The sequence below is a fragment of the Bacillota bacterium genome (assembly GCA_030019365.1).
Lineage (GTDB): Bacteria > Bacillota > Sulfobacillia > JACIYH01 > JACIYH01 > JACIYH01.
In genome coordinates, this window is record JASEFA010000007.1 from 102258 (window position 1) to 121346 (window position 19089).

Genomic DNA, 19089 nt, shown 5'->3' on the forward strand with positions numbered 1-19089 from the left:
TCAGCGCCCCCCGGTGTCGATGTAGCGCGCCAGCACGTTCACCAGATCCGACCGCAGATCCTCGAGGGGTCGGGGGTAGGGGTCAAGCCGCCGTATCTGCCCGGCCAGGTCGTCCAGTCCCAGTTGTTCTTCTATCCACACGGCGAAGTCCCGGTCGCGGCAGTCGGGATTGAGCCGGGCCACGAAGACGTGATAGAAGAGCGAGTGGACGCTGATGCGGCTCACATGCCAGGCGAACTCCTCCAGGCTGCGGGCCACTCTCCCGGCGGGGAACACGAAGCTCCTGGAGCTGGCAAAGTGGAAAGCGTCCAGCGGGTCGGCCTGGCGGCGCTGCCGGTTTGGGTGAGCTGCCAGGTGATCCTCCATTACGGCGATGAGCGTCTGCCGCAGGTCCCGGATCGACTCGCAGTCCAGGATGTTGATGCTGCCCAGTCTTTCTGCGAGTTCTCCTTCCCCCAGGGCAGTGGCGGTCCAGGTGGCAAAGTCGTTGCCGTTGTACAGCGGTGCGGCAAACTGCCGTTGCAGGAAGCTGTGGTGGGTGTGGTAGAAGATGCTCGCCCCGCCCACCGTCCGCAGCGCGGCCAGGAATTCGTCCAGGTTGTGGGCCTTGACACCGGTCAGTTGCACCAGGCGCCGCTCGGTGTAAAAGGTGAAACCGGATTTCCCCCCGGTGAGCCGCAACGGGCGTGCCCCCGGGGGCCCGGCCATGTCCCCCACGGCGATCCCCCCGTTTCGTCTGTGTCTGACCTCCCCTCACATTCTTCGCGCGGTTGCCTTTCCCTCCTCCAGCGCGGCCGGCAACCCCTCCGGTCACGGTGCCGGCGGCCGGGGAGCACGGCATGGGAGGAGTGGACGCCCGCCGCTGTCGAAGGCAAACACCAGTCACCATGAGAATGAACCGAAGCGCCGGTCGCCGAGAGAACGAAGGCGAACACCGGGCACCATGAGAGTGGGGGAAGTCACCGGTGGAAGCGGAACTGAGGCACGATCCCTTTTCTGGCACCTGGGCGGGCGTGGCTGCCGGTAGGGCCAGGCGGCCGGTGGAAGCCAAGGGCGGGGGGGAGTGCCCCTTCTGCCCGGGAAACGAGGATCTGACGCCCCCCGAACTGGCCTCGTGGCGTGACGAGACCGGTGAGCACTGGCTGGTCAGAGTGGTTGACAACCTGTTCCCCGCTCTGCTCCCGGGAGCCAGGGGTCCCTCGGCCGGCCCGCAGAAGGAAGAACTGTACCACGCGGTGCCAGCGGTGGGGGCACACGAGGTTATCGTGGAGCACCCCGACCACCATGCCACCTGGGCCTCCATGGCGGGGCGGCACCTGACTCTGGTCCTGCAGGCATGGCAGGCCAGGTACCGGCACCATGCCCGCGACCCTTCGGTACGGTATGTCCAACTGTTCAGGAACTCGGGTCCTGCATCGGGGGCTTCGCTGAGCCATCCCCACTCCCAGCTGGTAGCGCTCCCCCTCGTCCCCCTTTCACCGGAAGCGGAACTGAGCCGGGCGGCGGCGTACTCATCTGCCACCGGCAGGTGTCCCTACTGCGATGTGGTCGCCCGGGAAGCAGGGGGACCCCGGCTGGTGCTGGCCAACGGCGATTTCGTCGCCTTCTGCCCCTTTGCCTCCCGAGTTCCCTACGAAACCTGGGTGGTGCCCCGGCGGCACGAGCCGGATTTCGGCAATCTCACGCCGCCTGAACTGGCCTTGCTGGCCAGGGTGCTGCAGGCACTGGCTGCCTGCCACTTCGGGACCCCCGGCGGCACCAGTTTTAACCTGATCCTGCATTCTGCTCCCTGTGACGGAGGCTCCTACCCTCACTATCACTGCCACCTGGAATGGATACCGAGGACGGGCACCGCCGGAGGTTTCGAGTGGGGCACGGGATGGTTCATCAATCCGGTGCCGCCCGAGGCGGCAGCCCGGCACCTGCGGTCGAACCTCGGCGCACGCTGAACCGGCCGATGTTCCTCGTCGTCACCGCGCCTTGCCCGCTCTGGGAGGGCGATCTCTGGTCGGCTAAGAGCGACGGGCGCGCAGGCGCCGCCAGAGGGTGGTGCGGCCTATGCCGAGCAAGGCAGCCGCCTGGGTCTTGTTACCCCCCGTCTGAATCAGGGCCTGACGGATGGTCTCGTCTTCCAGCTCGCCCAGGACACCTTTGCCCCTGCCGTCCTCCTTCGCGGCGGCCTTAGCGGTAGCCATGCTGGCACCGGTCGCCGCGGCGGTGGTGGGGACGCCTGATCGCGGTGCAGCGTGGGGGGAGGTGGCGGTGGGGGCCGGCGGGGCCGGGCGGGGGGCGCCAGCTGCGAGCGCGGTGGTAGAGGCAGGGGGCGAGGCAAGGGCAGGCCAGTCCAGGACGGCGGCGATGGCATCCCGCTCCAGGGTGGGCCCGTCCGTGAGGATGGCCAGGCGCTCCACCAGGTTGCGCAGCTCCCGCACGTTGCCGGGCCAATCCCATGCCCCCAGGAGGGCGAGCGCCTCCGGGGGGATGTCCTGCGGGCCGCGGCCGTAACGGTCGTGGAGTTCCCGGAGGATGGCGCGGGCCAGGATGGGTACGTCCTCCTTGCGCTCGCGCAGGGGGGGAATGCTCAAGCGCAGTACATTCAGCCGATAGTAGAGATCGTCGCGGAAGCGACCCTGCCTCACCAGGTCGGCCAGGTTGCGATTGGTGGCCGCGATCACCCGCACGTCCACGGGGATGACCCTGTCGTCACCCAGGCGGGCCACCTCGTGCTGCTCCAGCACGCGCAGTACCTTGGCCTGCAGGCGCTCGGACATTTCCGCGATCTCGTCCAGGAAGATGGTGCCCCCGTGGGCCAGCTCGAACAGGCCGGGCTTACCGCCCCGGCGGGCGCCCGTGAAGGCGCCCTCCGCATACCCGAATAGCTCGCTTTCCAGCAGCTCGTCCGCCAGGGCGGCGCAGTTGACCGCCACAAAGGGCCCGTCGTGCCGGGGGCTGTCCAGGTGGATGGCCTGGGCGAACATCTCCTTGCCCGTGCCTGTCTCCGCCGTGATGAGCACGGTGGAATCCACCTGGGCGAAGCGGTGGGCCTGCCGGATGGCGTGCTTCATGGACGGGCTCTCGCCCTGGATGTCGGCGAAGGTCCAGCGGGCCACGTGCCCGCGGGCGGCCAGCTTGCGCCGGATGTTCTGCTCCAGACGCTGGATGCTCCCCACTTCCTGAAAGGTGGCCACCACCCCGGCGATGCGGCCGTTGACCAGGATGGGTACCCGGTTGGTTACGATGCGCGTTTTCCCAAGGTCCTGGATCTCCCCCAGTTCCGGCTTGCCGCTCCCCAGCACCTGGGGGAGGCGGGTGTTGGGGATCACCTCCGCGGCGGGACGACCGATGACATCGCGGGCCCGCACCTGCATGATGCGTTCGGCCACCGGGTTGAAAACGGTGACTCTCCCGCTGGCGTCCACGGCCACGATGCCCTCGTAGGCGAAGTCGAGGATGGCCTTGATCTGCTCCGCCCGCTGCCGCTCCACCTTGCGCACCTGCAGCACGCGGGAGGCGTCCTCCAGGGCTACCGCCACCGCTTCCCGCCCGGAGTTGATGGTCACCCCGCGCATGCCGTAGCGCTCGGCCAGGCTGGCCATAACGATTTTCCCGATCACCACCCGGGCGCCGGCCGCCTTGAGGGCGGCGATGCCCCGTTCGATCTGGTCGTAGTCGGGCAGGGGGAACTTGATGAACGTCTGGCCCACGATTTCCTCCAGGCTTTCCGCCCCGCGCAGCACCTCGGGCAGGTCGGTGATGCCGATGGGGTGTCCCAGCTCGCGGGCACGGTAGTACGCATCCAGGAGGTCGTAGCCCGTGATGGGGATGTCCACCACAGGCAGGGAGACAGCCGCGTTGTGGATCCACCAGGTGGTGGCTCCCCGGCTGATCAGAACTTCGGCGCCCTCCGCCTGGCAGGTGAGGGCCATCTCCACTCCCGTCTCCATGCGGCCCACCATCACATCGACCTGTATCGCCAGTTCTGCCGCCACCCGCTCCACCATGTGGGCCAGTTCGCGATAGGGGGCAATGCAGACGATCTCCCGCACGCTTTTCCTCCCCCGACCACCTTCGCTGTTCCGGCCCATGTTTCCTTGTGGAACGCCCGGGCTGGCACGCCCGGGCTGGAACGCCGGGGCGGAATGAAACAGTTCTGGTGCCGGGCACCTGACGCGGTGCGGCTTTCCCGGGAGCGGTGCCCTGGCACGCGCCTTGCTACCCATGGGAGGAGGGGGTGAGACGGGTGCTGCATCCCGCTCCCGGCTCCGACCGGCCGGGAAGCGCCGCCCTGGCGGCCAGGGGGCCGGTGCGATTTCCCGCTCCCCGGCTGCGGGGAGAGCGGTGTGACGGCTGTCTCCTGTGCTATTACTTCTGCCCTGACGGGGCCGTCGACCCGGGACCTCCGGTCCGGGTGGTGGCGGAATGGTGCAAGGGATGCGGCATCTGTGTGCGCGAGTGCCCTCGCCAGGCTCTGGAAGGGGGGGAGGGCTTCTGTTCGTGCTGATAGATGGAAACCGGGCCGCGGCCGAGGCGGCCTGCCTGTGCGGGGTCGAGGTGATCCCGGTCTACCCCATCACTCCCGCCTCTCCCGTCATGGAGCACCTGGCGGCCATGATCGACGGGGAGCGCCTGAAAGCGTGTCTCCTGGTGGTGGAGTCCGACCACAGCGCCCTGGCCGCTGCCGTGGGTGCCAGCCTGACGGGGGCGCGGGTGTTCACCGCCACCAACTCTCAGGGTCTGGCTTACATGAGCGAGTTGCTCTACCACGCCTCGGGCCTGCGCCTTCCCATCGTGATGGCGGTGGTCAACCGGGCCATGTCGGCACCCCATTCCCGGTTCGCGGACCAGGGAGACGCCCTGGGGCAGGAGGCGGCGGGATGGATCCAGTTCCACTGCGAGAGCGCCCAGGAGGTGCTGGATACCGTCATCCAGGCCTTCCGGGTCGCCGAGGATCCCCGCGTGCAGCTGCCGACCATGGTCAACTACGAGGCGTACGTGATCAGCCACACGGCGGAACCGGTGGGGGTACCGGAGCCCGCCGCCGTGCGCGATTTCCTGTGCCACCGTCCCCGCCAGGTCCTGGATCCCGGGCATCCCCGGGCGGTGAACACGGTGGCTTCCCACGCCTGGTACCAGCGCTTCCGGCAGGCCCAGCACGGCGCCATGGCGGGGGCGGAGGGCGTTATCACGCAGGTGGCGGCAGAGTTCGCCGAGGCTTTCGGGCGCACGTGGAACGGCCTGCTGGAGGAGTACCGTACCGACGATGCTTCCACCCTGCTGGTGGTGATTGGTGCCCCCGCCAGCACGGCCCGCATCGCGGTGGATTCCCTGCGAGAGAGCGGGCTGGCGGTGGGGATGATCAAGATCCGCTGCCCGGTACCCTTTCCCCGGGCGGCGTTCCGCCGGGCCGCGGCCACGGCACGGGAGCTGGTGGTCGTGGACCGCAATCTCATCCCCGGCCAGGGGGGATTCCTGGCCCGCCAGGTGAGGGCGGCGGTGGCGGAGATGCCTTCCGCGGTCCAGCCGCGGGTGGTGGGGGTGGTGGCCGGGCTGGGAGGCGGCGACATCGAGGTGGAGGACCTGGTGCGCGTGACCGTGTCGGCGTCGGACCTGGCGGCGGATGCGGCGGGAGGGAACTGGTTTGTCGCGGCGGGCTGACGTGGGGGTACGGCTGCGGGAGCTGATGCCTCCGGCGGCGGATGAGGGCTTTTCACCGGGCCACCGGGCCTGCCCGGGCTGCGGCGCCACCATTGCCCTGCGCCAGGCGCTGCTGGCGCTGGGGCCGCGGGTGATCGTGGTGGTGCCCGCCTCGTGTGTGGCCAGCATCGGGGGCTGGGACGACGTCACCGCCTGGCGGGTGCCCTTCTACCACACTCTGTTTCCCTGCGCGGCGGCGGCGGCGGCCGGGATTGCCGCTGGCCTGGCGGCCCGGGGAAGGCGCGGGGTGACCGTGGTCTCGTGGGCGGGGGATGCCGGTAGCGGTGACATCGGCCTGCAGGCCCTCTCGGGGGCGGCCGGACGTGGCGACGACGTGCTCCACGTGTGCTACGACAACGAGGCCTGCATGAACACGGGGGGCCAGGCCAGCGGCCTGACCCGACCGGGCGCGTCCACCAGCACCACCCCGGCCGGGAAGGCAACGGCCAAGAAGGATCTTCCCCGCATCATGCTGGCGCACGGGGTGCCGTACGTCGCCACCGCCAGCATCGCCTATCCCGACGACTTCGCCGGCAAGCTGCGCCGGGCGGCGTCCCGGAGCGGCTTCCGCTATGTGCAGGTGCTGGCGCCCTGCCCCCTGGGCTCGGGATACGAGCCGTACCGCACGGTGGAGATGGCGCGCCGGGCGGTGGAAGAGGGGGTCTGGCCCCTCTGGGAAGCCGAGGAGGGCCGGGTGCGGCCCACACGGCGCGGCCGGGCAACGCAGGGCAAACCGGCCGGGCGGCGCGGACCGCTGAGCGCGCCGGGCGGGGGGCGCGGGAGCGGAGTGGCCCGCGAGCAGGGGGTGCACCCTGGCGATGGGGGGCGTGATGGTGCCGGGACATGATCGCGGTGCCACCGAGATCCTGCTGTGCGGGTGGGGGGAGCAACCCCTGCTCCAGCTGGGGCTGGCCCTGGGGCGGACGTTCCTCGACCGGGGCATGATGGTGCAGGTGCAGCCCTCCTTCGGCAACGTGCGGCCGGGTGCACCCGGCTGGGTGGCGGTGCGTGTGGGGCGGTGCTATGTGCGGGAGCGGGGGCGGCAGCGTCCCCGGCCCCAGCGCGTTCTTTGCCTGGACCCTGCCCTGACGGGGTGGGCCTCCCGCCTGGCCAGGGGGGGTTCCGCCGACACGGCCCCCATCGGCATCGTCCCCATCGACGTGATCCCCACCGACGTCGCCCCCACAGGCGCCGTCCCTGGGGACGCTGCCCCCGCCGGCGTGGTCGGCGGCGGGGCGGCCGGGCCCGATTGGCTCCAGCGGCTCATACCGGAGATGCTGAGCCTGGTGGAAGGGGGAGATAGCCGGGATGCTGGTGAGAGATGACCTCTGTACCGGTTGCGGGCTGTGCGAGCCTTACTGTCCGGTGGGTGCCATAGCCATCGAAGATGTGGCGGTGATCGATCAGGATCGCTGCGTCGAATGTGCTATCTGCTATCGCTCGGGGGTCTGCCCCCTGGATGCCCTGGAGTTGCCTGCGCTCACCTGGCCCCGGCTGGTGCGGGCCTTGTTTTCCGACCCGCTGCTGGCCCATCCCGGTACCGGAGTGCTGGGTCGCGGCACCGAAGAGATGAAGACCAACGACGTCACCGGTCGTTTTCAGCCCGGTCAGGTGGGGGTGGGGATCGAGCTGGGCCGCCCCGGGATGGGTACGTCTTTCCGGGACGTGGAGGTGATGGCCACCAGGCTGGCTGCCCTGGGCATCGGGTTTGAGCCCGAGAACCCGGTCACCCAGCTCATGGTGGACGGCACGGGGCGCCTGCGCCCGGACGTGCTGGACGAGCGCGCCCTCTCCGCCATCATCGAGCTCACCATCCCCCAGGACCGGTTGCTACCGGTGCTGGCCGCGGTGCGGGAGGCGGGTGCGCTTATCGAGACCGTGTTCAGCCTGGACGTGATCGTGCCCGACCCTGGGCAGCGGGCGGAAGAGGTGGCCCGCCTCTGCCGGGAGGCCGGCTTCGCGACGCGGCCCAACGGCAAGACCAACGTGGGCCTCGGCCACGGCCGCGCTGGGCCGGCTGGGGGCGCAGGCGGAGGGGCGGCGGGATGCGCGGGCGCTGGGGAGGGGGTGCCGCGGTGACGCACACGCTGCACAGGCAGGGGTCGGGTGACCTCGTCGGTGACTACGTGGTGCTGGTGATGGGCGCCAAAGGATTCACGCGGGAGGGGGCGGCACCCGCCCTGCGCCGCTGCCTGGAGGTGATCCTGCGGCACGATCCGGTGAACTGGGGCGACGGTCGCACGGGCAACGCTTTCTCCCGCAGCCGGGAAGAGATCCTGGCCGGCATGGGCGACAACTCCGTCATCCACGGGGTGTTCACCGACCCGGAGACGGTGGCGCGGGTGCTGGATGAACTCCGGGAGCTGGACACGGGCATGTCGGTGGTGGTTTCGGGTCTCTTCAACCGCGTGCACCCATGTGTGCGGGGGGCGGGGCTGGAACCGCACACCATCGAGTTTTCCCTGGGCGTGCACGGACGGGTGGAGGGCCTGCCCTCCGACCGGCTGGTGATGGGCATCCAGACCATGTGCGGCCACGGCATGGTTTCCTACCACCTGATTTCCCACCTGGCCGGGGAAGTGGCGGCGGGACGCCTGGGCGCGGACCGGGCGGCGGCCACCATGGCCGCCAACTGCCACTGCGGCGTGTTCAATCCCCGCCGGGCGGCGCAGCTCATATCCGAACTGGCCCGCCGGGGCGCGGCGTCGTCGAGGGGGGTGGGAGCGTCGGGCTAGCGGGGAACTGACACGATGGCGGCCGGTTACGGGAAGAGGAACCGTGCGAGGCAGAGAAAGGGGGAATCCGCAGGTGCAACGGTCAAAGGCCCTGGCTCTGGGCCTGGCGGTCCTGATGCTGCTGGCTGTGGCAGCAACGGGTTGTGCCGGCCAGAAGAAGGCCGCATACCCCGAGAAGCCCATCGAACTCGTGGTACCGTATGCGCCCGGCGGCGGCAGTGACGTGCTGGGCCGCCACATCGCTGACATCGTGCAGAAAGAGAAGATCCTGCCCCAGCCCTTCAACGTGGTGAACAAGCCGGGGGCTGGTGGCCAGGTGGGCATGAGCTACGTGAACACCAAGAAAGGTGATCCCTACGTCATACTCACGTTCATAACCGGGCAGGTTTCCGGCCCCAAGACGGTACCAGGAGCGGTGCCCGCGTCGGTGTTCACGCCCGTTGCCAGGCTGGCGCTGGACGAAGAGTGCATCGTGGTGAAGATCGACTCCAGGTACCAGACCATCGAGCAGCTGATGGAGGCGGCCAAGCAGGGAGAGAAGGCAGTTTCTATGGGCGGTACGGCGGTGGGTCAGGAAGACCAGATGGTTACCGTGATGCTGGAGCAGGCTTCGGGCGTGAAGTTCAACTACATCCCCTTCGACTCCGGTGGAGAGGTCATGAAGGCCCTGCTGGGCGGGCACATAGATGCCGCCTGGGCCAACCCCAATGAGTGTGTCTCCCAGGTGGACGGCAGCCTGGCCAAGGTGATCGCGGTGGCCGCTCCGCAGCGCCTGAAGAAGTGGCCCGATGCGCCCACCCTGAAGGAGAAGGGGTACGACGTGGTGTTCGAGCAGTTCCGCGGCATCGTGGGCCCGCCCGAGATGCCCCAGGATGCGGTGAAGGTCCTGGCGGAGGCCTTCAAGAAGCTGTCGGAGTCGCAGGACTGGCAGAGCCGGTACATCGAAAGGAACGCCCTTACGTCCGCCTACCAGGGACCGGACGAATTCGCGGCCTACATGAAGGAAGTCGACCAGCTGACCACCGAGCTGCTCAAGGCCCTGGGACTCGTCAAGTGAGCGATGGCGCGCCCGGCGCGGGACGCACGGTCCTGCGCCGGGCCCTCCTCCCCCTTATGGAGGCAGAATGCCATGAGCGTTGATTCTGTGTTGGGTCTGGTGGCTTCGGTGGGAGGGTTGCTGCTCATCTGGCAGGGCTGGGTGCTGGGGTACTGGGTGCACCTGAGCGGTCCCGGTCCCGGGTTCTTCCCGGTGGTGCTGGGGTTGCTGCTGCAGCCGGTGGCCGCCCTGCTGGTGGTGGGGGGCAGGTCGGTCAAGGAGGGGTCTGAATGGGACCGGGGTCGCCTGGGGGCGATAGGGGCGGGGGCGCTGGCGTTCGCCGTCACCATCTGGCTGGTCAGCTGGCTGGGGATGCTCGTCGCCGTCGGCCTGTATACCCTGGGGTGGCTGCGGCTGGTGGGGAGGTACCCCTGGCCCCGGGTGGTGGCCATTGCGGCGGGCACCGTGGTGGCGGTGTACCTGATCTTCGTGCTCTGGCTGAGGGTGCCGTTTCCCACCGGCATCCTGCCGCTCTGAGGGGGCGAGCCCATGGATATCTGGTCTTACCTGGGGCAGGGTTTCCTGTCCGTGTTTCAGCCCCAGCACCTCCTGTTCTGCATCATCGGCGTGGTGGCGGGGCAGGTGATCGGCGCCCTGCCCGGGATCGGTTCCGTGTCGGGGGTGGCGCTGCTCCTCCCCCTCACCTTCGGCATGGATCCCGAGTCGGCCATCATCATGCTCACCGGCATCTACTACGGCTGCATGTACGGCGGTACGGTGAGCGCCGTGCTCATCGACATCCCCGGAGACTCGGCGGCCATCATGACCGGGCTGGACGGATACCAGCTGGCCATGCGGGGGCGGGGCGGGCAGGCCCTGTTCATGGCGGCGGTCGGTTCCTTCATCGCCGGCACCTTCGGCATCCTGATGCTCACCCTCTTTGCCCCCCCGCTGGCCCGCTTCGGCCTGCGTTTCGGTCCCCCGGAGACGACTGCCCTCATGCTCCTGGCCCTCACCAGCCTGGGCTGGCTCACCGGTGAGTCCGCCGCCAAGGGGCTTCTCTCCGCCCTCCTGGGGTTGTTCCTGGCTGTGATCGGGGTGGACAGCGTCTCCGGGCGCCCCCGCTTCACCATGGGGGTCATCGACCTCATGGACGGGATTCCCTTTCTGCCCATCGTCATCGGGATATTCGGGATTACCCAGGTACTGCTCTGGCTGGAGAGCCGGGCGCACTGGAAGGTGATGAAGACCAACCTGGGGTTGCGCGCCATCCTGCCTTCCGTGCAGGAGTGGGCGGTATCGAAGTGGGCCATCGTGCGGGGAACCATCATCGGATTCTTCGTGGGGCTGATGCCGGGCGCGGGTGCCACCACCGCCTCCTTCCTGTCCTACACCATAGAGCGGCAGTCGTCCCGGCACCCCCACCTGTTCGGGAAGGGGGCCATCGAGGGCGTGGCTGCTCCCGAATCGGCCAACAACGCCGCCGCCATCGCCGCCTACGTGCCCCTGCTATCCCTGGGCATCCCCGGCTCCGCCACCACGGCGGTGCTCATGGGCGGGCTCATGCTGTGGGGGTTGCGGCCGGGGCCCCTCCTGTTCCGGGACGCCCCCGAGTTCGTGTGGGGCCTCATCGCCAGCATGTACGTGGCCAACTTCCTGCTCCTGGCCGTGAACACCCTGGCCATCCCCCCCATGATCCGCATCCTGAGCATCCCGGCCCCGGTGCTGATGGCCATCGTGTCCGTGATCAGCATCGTGGGCGCCTACTGCGTGGACAACAGCGTCTTCGACATCTGGCTGGCCCTGGGGGCGGGGGTACTGGGGTACTTCATGAACAAGCTGAAACTGCCCGTGCCCCCGGTGGTCCTGGGCCTGGTGCTGGGGCCGGACCTGGAGACGGCCATGAGGCAATCATTCATGCTTTCCAAAGGGTCGGTGGCCATTTTCTTCACCCGGCCCATTGCCCTGGGTCTGCTCATCGCCACGGCGCTTTTCCTCAGCGCCCCGGCCATCGGTGGGCTGATCCGCAGGCGCCGGGCGGCGGTCCCCCGGGAGGTGCCCGCGAGCAGGTAGCAGGGGGTGATGTGACGATGGACGACGAGGAGGTGGGCGAGGTTGGAGATCGTGGTTGATCCGGGCCGCTGCATGGCCTGCCGTTCCTGTCAGGTGGCCTGTGCCCTGGCCCGCGATTCGGCCTCCCGCACCCTGGTAGGGGGGCTGGGGGAAGACCCTCAGCCCCTGCCCCGGGTGTCGGTGCGGGAGAGCCCGCTGCCGCTGGCGATCCCAGAGGCGCGGGGAGATAGCCCGGGCCAGCCGGCGGCGGCAGGTTTGCCCGTGCAGTGTCGCCACTGCCTGGATGCTCCCTGCCTGGACGCCTGCCCGACGGGAGCCATGCACAGGCCGGAGGCGGAAGGTGCGGTACTTTATGACGAGGCCAAATGCATGGGTTGCCTGATGTGCGTGGCCGTCTGCCCCTTCGGGGCGGTCAGGCCGGGGCACGGAGGCCGGGTGTCCAAGTGCGACCGCTGCACGCAAATGGAGTACCCCTTCTGCGTGGACGCCTGCCCCACCGGAGCTCTCCAGTACCGGGAGCGCGCGGCCTGGCAGGAAGTGGCGGCTACGCGGCAGGGAGCTCTCATGAAAGCGCTGGCCCTGGTATGGGAAGGAGGCACCGCAGGTGAGGACACTGCGCAAGAGAACGGCTGACCCTCTTACCGAGCAACTGATGGCTGATTCGAGGGGAGGATCGTGGCCATCGCTTTGGGACAGGTTTGAGAAGCAGGTGCCCAACTGCGCCTTCGGCCAGATGGGGCTGTGCTGCCAGGCGTGCAGCCAGGGGCCGTGCCGGGTAGATCCCTTCGGGCAGGTGGAGGCCACCAGCTGCGGGCGCACCCGGACGGGGCTGGTGGCCAGCGAGTTCTGCCGCCAGGTGGCCCAGGGGGCCGCCGCGCAGCTGACCCATGCCCTGCGGTCGGGCGGGGAGGGCGGCAGGGGGGATCCGGCCCCGGTCCTGGAGGCAATGGAAGTGGCACGCGAGGGGGACCGCTCCCCGGAAGATACCCTCATGGCGGCGGTACGGGCCGCCCTGGCGGGGACGTCCGCCCTCGCCATGGTGCCTGCGGATGGGGCCACCGCCCGGGGAAAGGCTGGCCTGGCCGCCCTGCGCCGGGACGAACCCAACGTACTTCTGGTGGGCCGGTTCAGTGCTGCCCCGGCGGCGCTCGCGGCTGGCCGCGACGCCGGGGTGAACGTAGGCGCAGCCTGCGGTGCCGAAGGTGAGGGGCGGTTCCGCGTGGCCGGGGATTACGGATCGCAGGAGGTGCTGGTGACCTCGGGAGTGGTCGATGCCGTGGTGGCGGGCGAAGCCTGCGTGGCCCCCGGCCTGGAGAAGGCAGCCCAGGCCGCGGGTGTTCCCTTCTTCCGTGGCGGCCCGGTGGACGTGGCCGGGGTGGTGCGCGCCGCAGAGGGGCACTTCCGGCGGGCGGCGGGGCGGTCGTCGCGACCCTGGCCCGACGGGCCCGAAGCAGTGGTAGGCCTGGGCAGGGTCGCCCGCGAGGTGCTGGCGGGAGCTGCGGCCGTATCCGGGCTGCGGGGCGTGGCCTGGCTGGGTGGTTGCAGCAACGCCAGGGTCACGCACCGGGGAGCCATCCTGGACCAGGCCCGCGCCCTGCTGTCTGCCGACGTGCTGGTGCTGGCTTCCGGCTGCGCGGGTGCGGCCCTGGCCGCGGCCGGCCTGCTCGATCCCGATCGCCGCGAGCACTCCGTGGGCCGGGGGCTGGCTGAGGTCCTGGGCCGCGCGCAGAAGGCTACCGGCCTGGGATTGCCGCCCGCATGGCACCTGGGTACCTGCTGGTCCGACGGCCACACGCTGACCCTGCTCGCCGACCTGATCCGGGCGGGTGTGCCGGTGCTGGCTTCCTTCCCGGAGGCATCGCGGCCGGCGGCCTGGGCCACGGCGGTGGCGGCGGCAGCACGGGGCATCCCCACTTATCTGGGTCCTGTGCTGCCCCTGGACGGCACCAGGGAAGCCCGCGACATGTTGGGGCGGGTGCTGCAGGAGATGGGCGGTAAGACCCTGGTGGGACCGGGACAGGTGCGCAAACCCGAGCAGGTGGCGGCGGTGCTGTGGGATGGGGAGGGGGCGTAGGCGGTGCAGGTTGATGCGGAGAAGTGCGTGGGCTGTGGCCAGTGCATCCCCTTCTGTCCGGTGGATGCCCGTAGCCTGGGCAGGTTACCCGGGCACGGCCGGGTGACCCTGATCATCGACTCCGACCGTTGCGCGGAGTGTGGCGTGTGCCTGCGCTCGGGCATCTGCCCCACCGACGCCATGTACCAGGAAGCCCTGGAGATGCCCCGTCTGATCCGGGCCATCCTGTCCGATCCCCTCATCGAGTTCAAGGCCACCGGAGTGCCGGGACGGGGTACCGAGGAGATCAAGACCAATGAGATCACGGGACGCATCCGGTTCGGTTACGCCGGTGTGGGTATCGAGATGGGCCGTCCCGGGGTGAGCACCTCCTGGGAGGACGTGCAAGAGGTGACACGGGCTATGGCCAAACTGGGGGTCGGCTTCTGCGAAGGCAACCCGGTTACCCATTTCATGGCGGACCGGAACACCGGGGATCTCGAGCCCGACGTGGTGAAGGAAAAGTCGCTTTCGGCCATCATTGAGTTCGACGTGTCCCTGGAGAAGCTCCCCGAGGTGTTGCGGGTGTTGCAGGAGATCACCCCCCAGCTCGAAACCGTCTACACGCTGGAGGTCTCCTGCAAGGTGCATCCCGACGGCACCCTGCCCGTGCTGCCCATCATTGAGCAGGCGGGGTATACCGTGTTGCCCAACAGCAAGAACAACCTGGGGATGGGCCGGCCGCGGTTCCGCGAGCCGGGAGAGGAGGGTGTGGCATGACCCACAGCCTGCACCGCCGCGGTTCCCGGGAGAGCCTGGAGAAGGACTTCGTGGTGCTGTCGTGCTCGGCGAAGGGGTTCAACGACAACGTCTTCGGCCAAAAGGGCAAGGAGTTCCTGCGCATCTGCCTGCGCCATCATCCCGTGAACTTCGGCGACATGAAGACGGGGAACTTCCTGAGCGTCGATCCGGAGGAGGTCATCGCCCGCGTCTCCAACACCACCATCCTGGAAGTCACGTACGACAGCAAGCAGGACGTGGTGGAGCTTATGCGCGACCTGAAGGAGGCGGACCTGGGAGTTTCGGTAATCATCTCCGGATTGCACGACGTGGTGGAGGACATCGTGCGCCAGGTGGGCCTGAAGCGCATCCACACTCGGGAGTACTCTCTGGGCACCCATGGTCGGCTGGAACTATTGCCGGAGTACGAGGTCCTGGAGTTCACCACCATGTGCGGCCATGCCATGGTGGCGTCCGGACTGGTCAAGCACATGATCGCCCAGTGCAAGCTGGGACGCCGTTCCCTGCGCGATGCGGCGGTCACCATGGGGAAGTGCTGTTCCTGCGGCAACTTCAACGTCAACCGCGCCCAGGACCTGCTGGCCCGCAACCTGGGGCTCTGGGTCGCCGACTGGCCAATCTACTGAGCGCCCGCAGGGAGGTTTCTCCTGATGAAGCACGTTATCGTGGGCAACGGGCCGGCCGGGATGACGGCCGCCCTTACCATCCGCTCTGCCCGCCCTCGGGACGAGGTTACTGTGGTGACGGCCGACGAGGGGGCGTACTACTCCAAGGTGAGGGAGCCGGACCTGCTGGCGGGGGAGGCGGAACCCGCGCTGCTCGAGCTCGCGGCGGAAAGCGCGATCCGGAGCGCCGGGATCGAGCTGGTGACGGGTATCGCCGTCCGCTCCCTCGACCGCGGGGCGCGACGGGTCTTCCTGGAAGATGGTCGGGAGCTGTCGTACGACTGCCTGCTGCTCTCCACCGGTGCCAGTCCCATTGTCCCCGCGGTCCCCGGCATGCACGCCGGCACCGACCCCGGCCGCCCTTTGCCGACGGGGGTGTTTGCCCTGCGCACCCTGCGGGATGCCCGCCGGCTGGCCGCAGCGGCGGGGAGGGCACGAAATGCGGTGGTGGTGGGGGGTGGATTCATTGGGGTCCACGTGGCCTGGGCGCTGGCCGCCCGCGGCCTGGACGTTACGCTGGTGGAAAAGATGCCCACCCTGCTGCCCGGGGGCTGCGACGACACGGCTTCGTCCCTGGTGGCCGCCCACCTGGAGTCCCGGGGCGTGAGGGTCATGCTGGGTTGTGCCCTGGAGTCGGTCGCCTGCTCCGGTGGCGGGGAGGCCGGGCCGTGCTCCGGTGGCGGGGCGGGGGCCAGCCTCCAGGTGGAGGTGGGCGGTACCACCATCCCGTGCGACCTGGCGGTGCTGGCGGTGGGCGTCAGGCCCAACACGGCGTTGGCCCGCCAGGCCCGGGTCGAGGTGGCGGAGGGGGTGGTCACCGACGCCACCATGGCCACCACCGTATCGGGGGTCTGGGCGGCCGGAGACGTGGCCCAGACGCTCGACCTGGCCACGGGAAGACAGGGGATGCTTCCCCTCTGGCCCCTGGCGGTAGCCCAGGGCCGCATCGCCGGGCGCAACATGGCCGGCCTGCGCGCCTCCTACCGGGGAGGCCTCCGCATCAACCCCGTGCACCTGGGGCCGCTGCAGGTGGTCTCCCTGGGAGAGATCTTTCCGGCCGGCCCCTGGGCCCGGGTGCTCACCGGCCCGGCCCCGGGGCGCGCACCATTCCACGGGGGGGACCATGGGCGCGGCCTGCCGGCCTACTTCCGGATCGCCTTCCAGGATGATCGCCTGGTGGGGGTGCTCCTGGTGGGCGCGGTGGAGGCCGCCGGTATCCTCGGTTCTCTGATTGCGCGCGCCATCCGCCTCCGCGCGCAGGACGAAGCCTTGCGTCTGGTGGGTGCAGCGCTGCGGACCGCCCTTCCCGCCCGCCTCTGAACACTACACCGGGGGCGGTAGCCAGATCCGACAAACCACAGGGCACACACTCGCCGGGAGTGGCGGGTGCCGCGCGAAAGTGCGCGGTATCGCCACTCCCTGCTTTGCCGCCCGGCATGCGATGGCCCAGCAAGGGCACGCCGCCGGCAGGGCAATGAGGGAAGCTCCTGACGTGGCGGTGAGGCTGAGGGTCACGGTTCGTTGACAGATGCGTTCGTTGACGGATGCCGATAAGAAGGTTATAATGACCGGTGCAACATCCTTGTGAGGAGGGATCAGCCCTGCCTCTGCACGGACCGGATGAACCGGTATACACGATCAGCGTGGCTGCCCGCCTCCTGGGGGTTAACCCGCAAACCCTGCGGGTGCTCGAGCGGTACGGGTTGGTGTGCCCCTCCCGTACCGAGAACAACATCCGCCTGTACTCGGAGAACGATCTGGTCCTCCTGCAGCGGATATGCCACCTGATCCGGGTCGAACGCATAAACATGGCCGGGGTCAGGGTCATCCTGCGCATGGAAGGCCGGCTGTCCGGCCCGGACCTGCCGGGCGACGAGGCGGCCGAGGACGATGCTGGCGAGCACGGGCGGACGGGGAGACCGGGGCGGCCGGGTTTCCGGCGCATCCCGGTTGAGGTGCCCGAGGAAGGGGACGCCCGAGAGGACGGGCGGGGAGCAGCGAGTGGGGACAAGGAGGTGCGCGTGTATGGCGAAGGTCGTGGGCATCGATCTGGGGACCACTAACTCAGTGATCGCGGTAATGGAGGCAGGCAAACCGCAGGTGATCATCAATGCGGAGGGAAGCCGCCTGACCCCTTCCGTGGTGGGCTTCACCAAGGCGGGAGAGCGCCTGGTGGGGCAGCTGGCACGCCGGCAGGCGGTGCTGAACCCGGAGAACACGGTGTTTTCTATCAAGCGGTTCATGGGGCGGCGCTACGATGAAGTTTCCCTGGAGCGGGAACGGGTTCCCTATCAGGTGAAGCGGGGAGCCAGCGATACGGTGCGCATCAACATGCCCGCGGCGGGGAAGGAGTTCTCTCCGGAAGAAATCTCGGCCATGATCCTGCAGAAGCTGAAGATGGACGCCGAGAAGTACCTGGGCGAGCCCGTGACCAAGGCCGTCATCACGGTACCGGCATACTTCAACGACGCCCAGCGCACCGCCACCCGTGATGCCGGGCGCATCGCCGGGCTGGAGGTGCTGCGCATCATCAACGAGCCCACGGCCGCCTCCCTGGCCTATGGCGTGGACAAGAAGACCAACGAGACCATCCTGGTGTGGGACCTGGGCGGCGGCACCTTCGATGTCTCCATCCTCGAAGTGGGGGACGGCGTCTTCGAGGTGAAGGCCACCTCCGGGGACACCCACCTGGGCGGCGACGACTACGACATGCGCCTGGTGAACTGCGTGGCCGACCGCTTCCAGCGGGACACGGGCATCGATCTCCGCAAGGACCGGCAGGCTCTGCAGCGCCTGCTGGAGGCGTGCGAGAAGGCCAAGTGCGAGCTTTCCTCCGTGCCGGAGACGACCATCTCCCTGCCCTTTATCACCGCCGATGCTTCGGGCCCCAAGCACCTGGAAGAGCGCATCAGCCGGGCGAAGTTCGAGGAGATTACCCGCGACCTCACCGAGCGGTGCATCGGACCCTTCCGCCAGGCGCTTTCTGACGCCAGGCTGACGGAGCGGGACATCGCCGAGGTCATCCTGGTGGGGGGCGCCACCCGCATGCCCGCCATTCAGGAGCTGGTGCGCAAGCTCACCGGCAAGGAGCCCAACCGGGGAGTGAACCCGGACGAGGTGGTGGCGGTGGGGGCGGCCATCCAGGCCGGAGTGCTGGCCGGTGAGGTGAAGGACATCGTCCTGCTGGACGTCACCCCGCTCTCCCTGGGCATCGAGACCCTGGGCGGCGTCATGACCAGGCTTATCGAGCGTAACACCACCATCCCCACCCGCAAGAGCGAGGTGTTCACCACCGCCGCCGACGGGCAGACCACGGTGGAGGTCCACGTGCTGCAGGGCGAGCGGGAGTTCGCCCGCGACAACCGCACCCTGGGCCGCTTCCTGCTGGACGGCATCCCGCCGGCGCCTCGCGGCATCCCGCAGATCGAGGTCACCTTCGACATCGACGCCAACGGCATCCTGAACGTAACGGCGAAAGACCGCGCCACCGGCCGCGAGCAGCACATCACCATCACCGGCTCGACCCAGCTCTCCAGGGGCGACATCGACCGCATGGTGAAGGAAGCCGAGAGTTACGGCCAGGAAGACAAGAAGCGGCGCGAGCTGGTGGACGCCCGCAACCAGGCCGACTCCCTCATCTACCAGGTCGAGAAGACCATGAAGGACACGGGGGCCCGGCTCTCCGGGGACGAGAGGTCCCGCATCGAGCGGGCCATCTCGTCGCTGCGGGAGGCCGCCAAGGGCGAGGACGTATCCCGCATCCGTTCCGCCATGGAGGAACTGCAGCAGGCGTCGTACAAGATGGCAGAGCAGCTCTACCGCCAGGCGGCCGGTGCCGGCGCGTCAGCAGGTCCGGGCGACGCCTCTGGCGGGCCGGCAGGTCCGGGGGGTGGTGGGCCGGGTGGCCCTGGCGGCACCTCCGGCGGGCCGGGCGGCACGGCCGACGGTACCGGCGAATCCTCGCGCCGGGGCGGAGACGACGTCATCGATGCCGAGTACCGTCCCAGCGACGGAGACCGGTAGCGCGGAGGT

19 protein-coding genes are annotated in these 19089 nt (G+C 69.1%); 17 read left to right on the top strand and 2 right to left on the bottom strand.

Annotation, left to right across the window (positions count from 1 at the left end; genetic code table 11):
• Complete coding sequence (locus QME70_10600; GenBank protein ID MDI6895025.1) at nucleotides 1-708, bottom strand: DUF5752 family protein; 708 nt, start codon at nucleotides 706-708, stop codon at nucleotides 1-3.
• Nucleotides 709-965: 257 nt separating this feature from the next.
• Here QME70_10600 and QME70_10605 point away from each other — a divergent pair, with 257 nt between their 5' ends.
• Nucleotides 966-1949, top strand: a complete 984-nt coding sequence (locus QME70_10605; GenBank protein ID MDI6895026.1) for a DUF4921 family protein — start codon at nucleotides 966-968, stop codon at nucleotides 1947-1949.
• 63 nt (nucleotides 1950-2012) lie between these two features.
• Here the strand turns inward: QME70_10605 and QME70_10610 are convergent, their stop codons facing one another.
• A complete protein-coding gene (locus QME70_10610) occupies nucleotides 2013-4046 on the bottom strand; it encodes a sigma 54-interacting transcriptional regulator (protein ID MDI6895027.1) in 2034 nt (677 codons plus the stop codon).
• Between the two features lie 185 nt (nucleotides 4047-4231).
• Here QME70_10610 and QME70_10615 point away from each other — a divergent pair, with 185 nt between their 5' ends.
• The 16 genes from QME70_10615 to dnaK all read left to right on the top strand — a co-directional run bounded on the left by QME70_10615 (nucleotide 4232) and on the right by dnaK (nucleotide 19080).
• Nucleotides 4232-4501 (top strand): 4Fe-4S binding protein, encoded by a 270-nt coding sequence (locus QME70_10615; protein MDI6895028.1) that lies wholly within the window; start codon nucleotides 4232-4234, stop codon nucleotides 4499-4501.
• Nucleotides 4495-5655 carry a pyruvate synthase gene (locus tag QME70_10620; GenBank protein ID MDI6895029.1) on the top strand — a complete coding sequence of 387 codons (1161 nt, stop codon included), beginning with the start codon at nucleotides 4495-4497 and terminating at the stop codon, nucleotides 5653-5655. Before QME70_10615 ends, QME70_10620 begins: the two co-directional genes overlap by 7 nt.
• The gene (locus QME70_10625; GenBank protein ID MDI6895030.1) at nucleotides 5639-6541 is read left to right on the top strand and encodes a thiamine pyrophosphate-dependent enzyme; all 903 of its coding nucleotides are present in this window, start codon (nucleotides 5639-5641) and stop codon (nucleotides 6539-6541) included. The genes QME70_10620 and QME70_10625 overlap by 17 nt, the downstream gene beginning before the upstream one ends.
• Nucleotides 6528-7019: a hypothetical protein gene (locus QME70_10630; protein ID MDI6895031.1), complete on the top strand. Its 492-nt coding sequence runs from the start codon at nucleotides 6528-6530 to the stop codon at nucleotides 7017-7019. The genes QME70_10625 and QME70_10630 overlap by 14 nt, the downstream gene beginning before the upstream one ends.
• Nucleotides 7003-7773, top strand: a complete 771-nt coding sequence (locus QME70_10635; GenBank protein MDI6895032.1) for a 4Fe-4S binding protein — start codon at nucleotides 7003-7005, stop codon at nucleotides 7771-7773. Before QME70_10630 ends, QME70_10635 begins: the two co-directional genes overlap by 17 nt.
• Nucleotides 7770-8429: a hypothetical protein gene (locus tag QME70_10640; protein ID MDI6895033.1), complete on the top strand. Its 660-nt coding sequence runs from the start codon at nucleotides 7770-7772 to the stop codon at nucleotides 8427-8429. Before QME70_10635 ends, QME70_10640 begins: the two co-directional genes overlap by 4 nt.
• Nucleotides 8430-8502: 73 nt before the next feature.
• On the top strand, nucleotides 8503-9486 hold the full coding sequence (locus QME70_10645; protein ID MDI6895034.1) for a tripartite tricarboxylate transporter substrate binding protein: 984 nt from the start codon (nucleotides 8503-8505) through the stop codon (nucleotides 9484-9486).
• Between the two features lie 72 nt (nucleotides 9487-9558).
• A complete protein-coding gene (locus tag QME70_10650) occupies nucleotides 9559-10002 on the top strand; it encodes a tripartite tricarboxylate transporter TctB family protein (GenBank protein MDI6895035.1) in 444 nt (147 codons plus the stop codon).
• 12 nt (nucleotides 10003-10014) lie between these two features.
• Nucleotides 10015-11538 carry a tripartite tricarboxylate transporter permease gene (locus QME70_10655; GenBank protein ID MDI6895036.1) on the top strand — a complete coding sequence of 508 codons (1524 nt, stop codon included), beginning with the start codon at nucleotides 10015-10017 and terminating at the stop codon, nucleotides 11536-11538.
• A 51-nt stretch (nucleotides 11539-11589) separates the two neighbouring features.
• Nucleotides 11590-12171, top strand: coding sequence for a 4Fe-4S dicluster domain-containing protein (locus QME70_10660; protein ID MDI6895037.1), 582 nt, complete (start codon nucleotides 11590-11592; stop codon nucleotides 12169-12171).
• Entirely contained in the window at nucleotides 12143-13612 is a 1470-nt protein-coding gene (locus tag QME70_10665) for a hypothetical protein (protein ID MDI6895038.1), read from the top strand. Before QME70_10660 ends, QME70_10665 begins: the two co-directional genes overlap by 29 nt.
• Nucleotides 13613-13615: 3 nt before the next feature.
• Nucleotides 13616-14371 carry a 4Fe-4S dicluster domain-containing protein gene (locus QME70_10670; protein MDI6895039.1) on the top strand — a complete coding sequence of 252 codons (756 nt, stop codon included), beginning with the start codon at nucleotides 13616-13618 and terminating at the stop codon, nucleotides 14369-14371.
• A complete protein-coding gene (locus QME70_10675; GenBank protein MDI6895040.1) occupies nucleotides 14368-15018 on the top strand; it encodes a hypothetical protein in 651 nt (216 codons plus the stop codon). Before QME70_10670 ends, QME70_10675 begins: the two co-directional genes overlap by 4 nt.
• A 24-nt stretch (nucleotides 15019-15042) precedes the next feature.
• Nucleotides 15043-16377 (top strand): FAD-dependent oxidoreductase, encoded by a 1335-nt coding sequence (locus QME70_10680; GenBank protein MDI6895041.1) that lies wholly within the window; start codon nucleotides 15043-15045, stop codon nucleotides 16375-16377.
• A 251-nt stretch (nucleotides 16378-16628) separates the two neighbouring features.
• Entirely contained in the window at nucleotides 16629-17120 is a 492-nt protein-coding gene (locus QME70_10685) for a MerR family transcriptional regulator (protein ID MDI6895042.1), read from the top strand.
• A complete protein-coding gene (gene dnaK / locus QME70_10690; protein MDI6895043.1) occupies nucleotides 17083-19080 on the top strand; it encodes a molecular chaperone DnaK in 1998 nt (665 codons plus the stop codon). The genes QME70_10685 and dnaK overlap by 38 nt, the downstream gene beginning before the upstream one ends.
• The last annotated feature ends 9 nt before the right edge of the window (nucleotides 19081-19089 follow it).

Bases quoted from the DNA above. Each gene is read 5' to 3' on its own strand.
- QME70_10635 (MDI6895032.1), top strand. From the start codon at position 7,003: ATGCTGGTGAGAGATGACCTCTGTACCGGTTGCGGGCTGTGCGAGCCT.
- QME70_10675 (MDI6895040.1), top strand. From the start codon at position 14,368: ATGACCCACAGCCTGCACCGCCGCGGTTCCCGGGAGAGCCTGGAGAAG.
- QME70_10655 (MDI6895036.1), top strand. From the start codon at position 10,015: ATGGATATCTGGTCTTACCTGGGGCAGGGTTTCCTGTCCGTGTTTCAG.
- QME70_10650 (MDI6895035.1), top strand. From the start codon at position 9,559: ATGAGCGTTGATTCTGTGTTGGGTCTGGTGGCTTCGGTGGGAGGGTTG.
- QME70_10600 (MDI6895025.1), bottom strand. From the start codon at position 708: ATGGCCGGGCCCCCGGGGGCACGCCCGTTGCGGCTCACCGGGGGGAAA.
- QME70_10680 (MDI6895041.1), top strand. From the start codon at position 15,043: ATGAAGCACGTTATCGTGGGCAACGGGCCGGCCGGGATGACGGCCGCC.
- dnaK (MDI6895043.1), top strand. From the start codon at position 17,083: ATGGCGAAGGTCGTGGGCATCGATCTGGGGACCACTAACTCAGTGATC.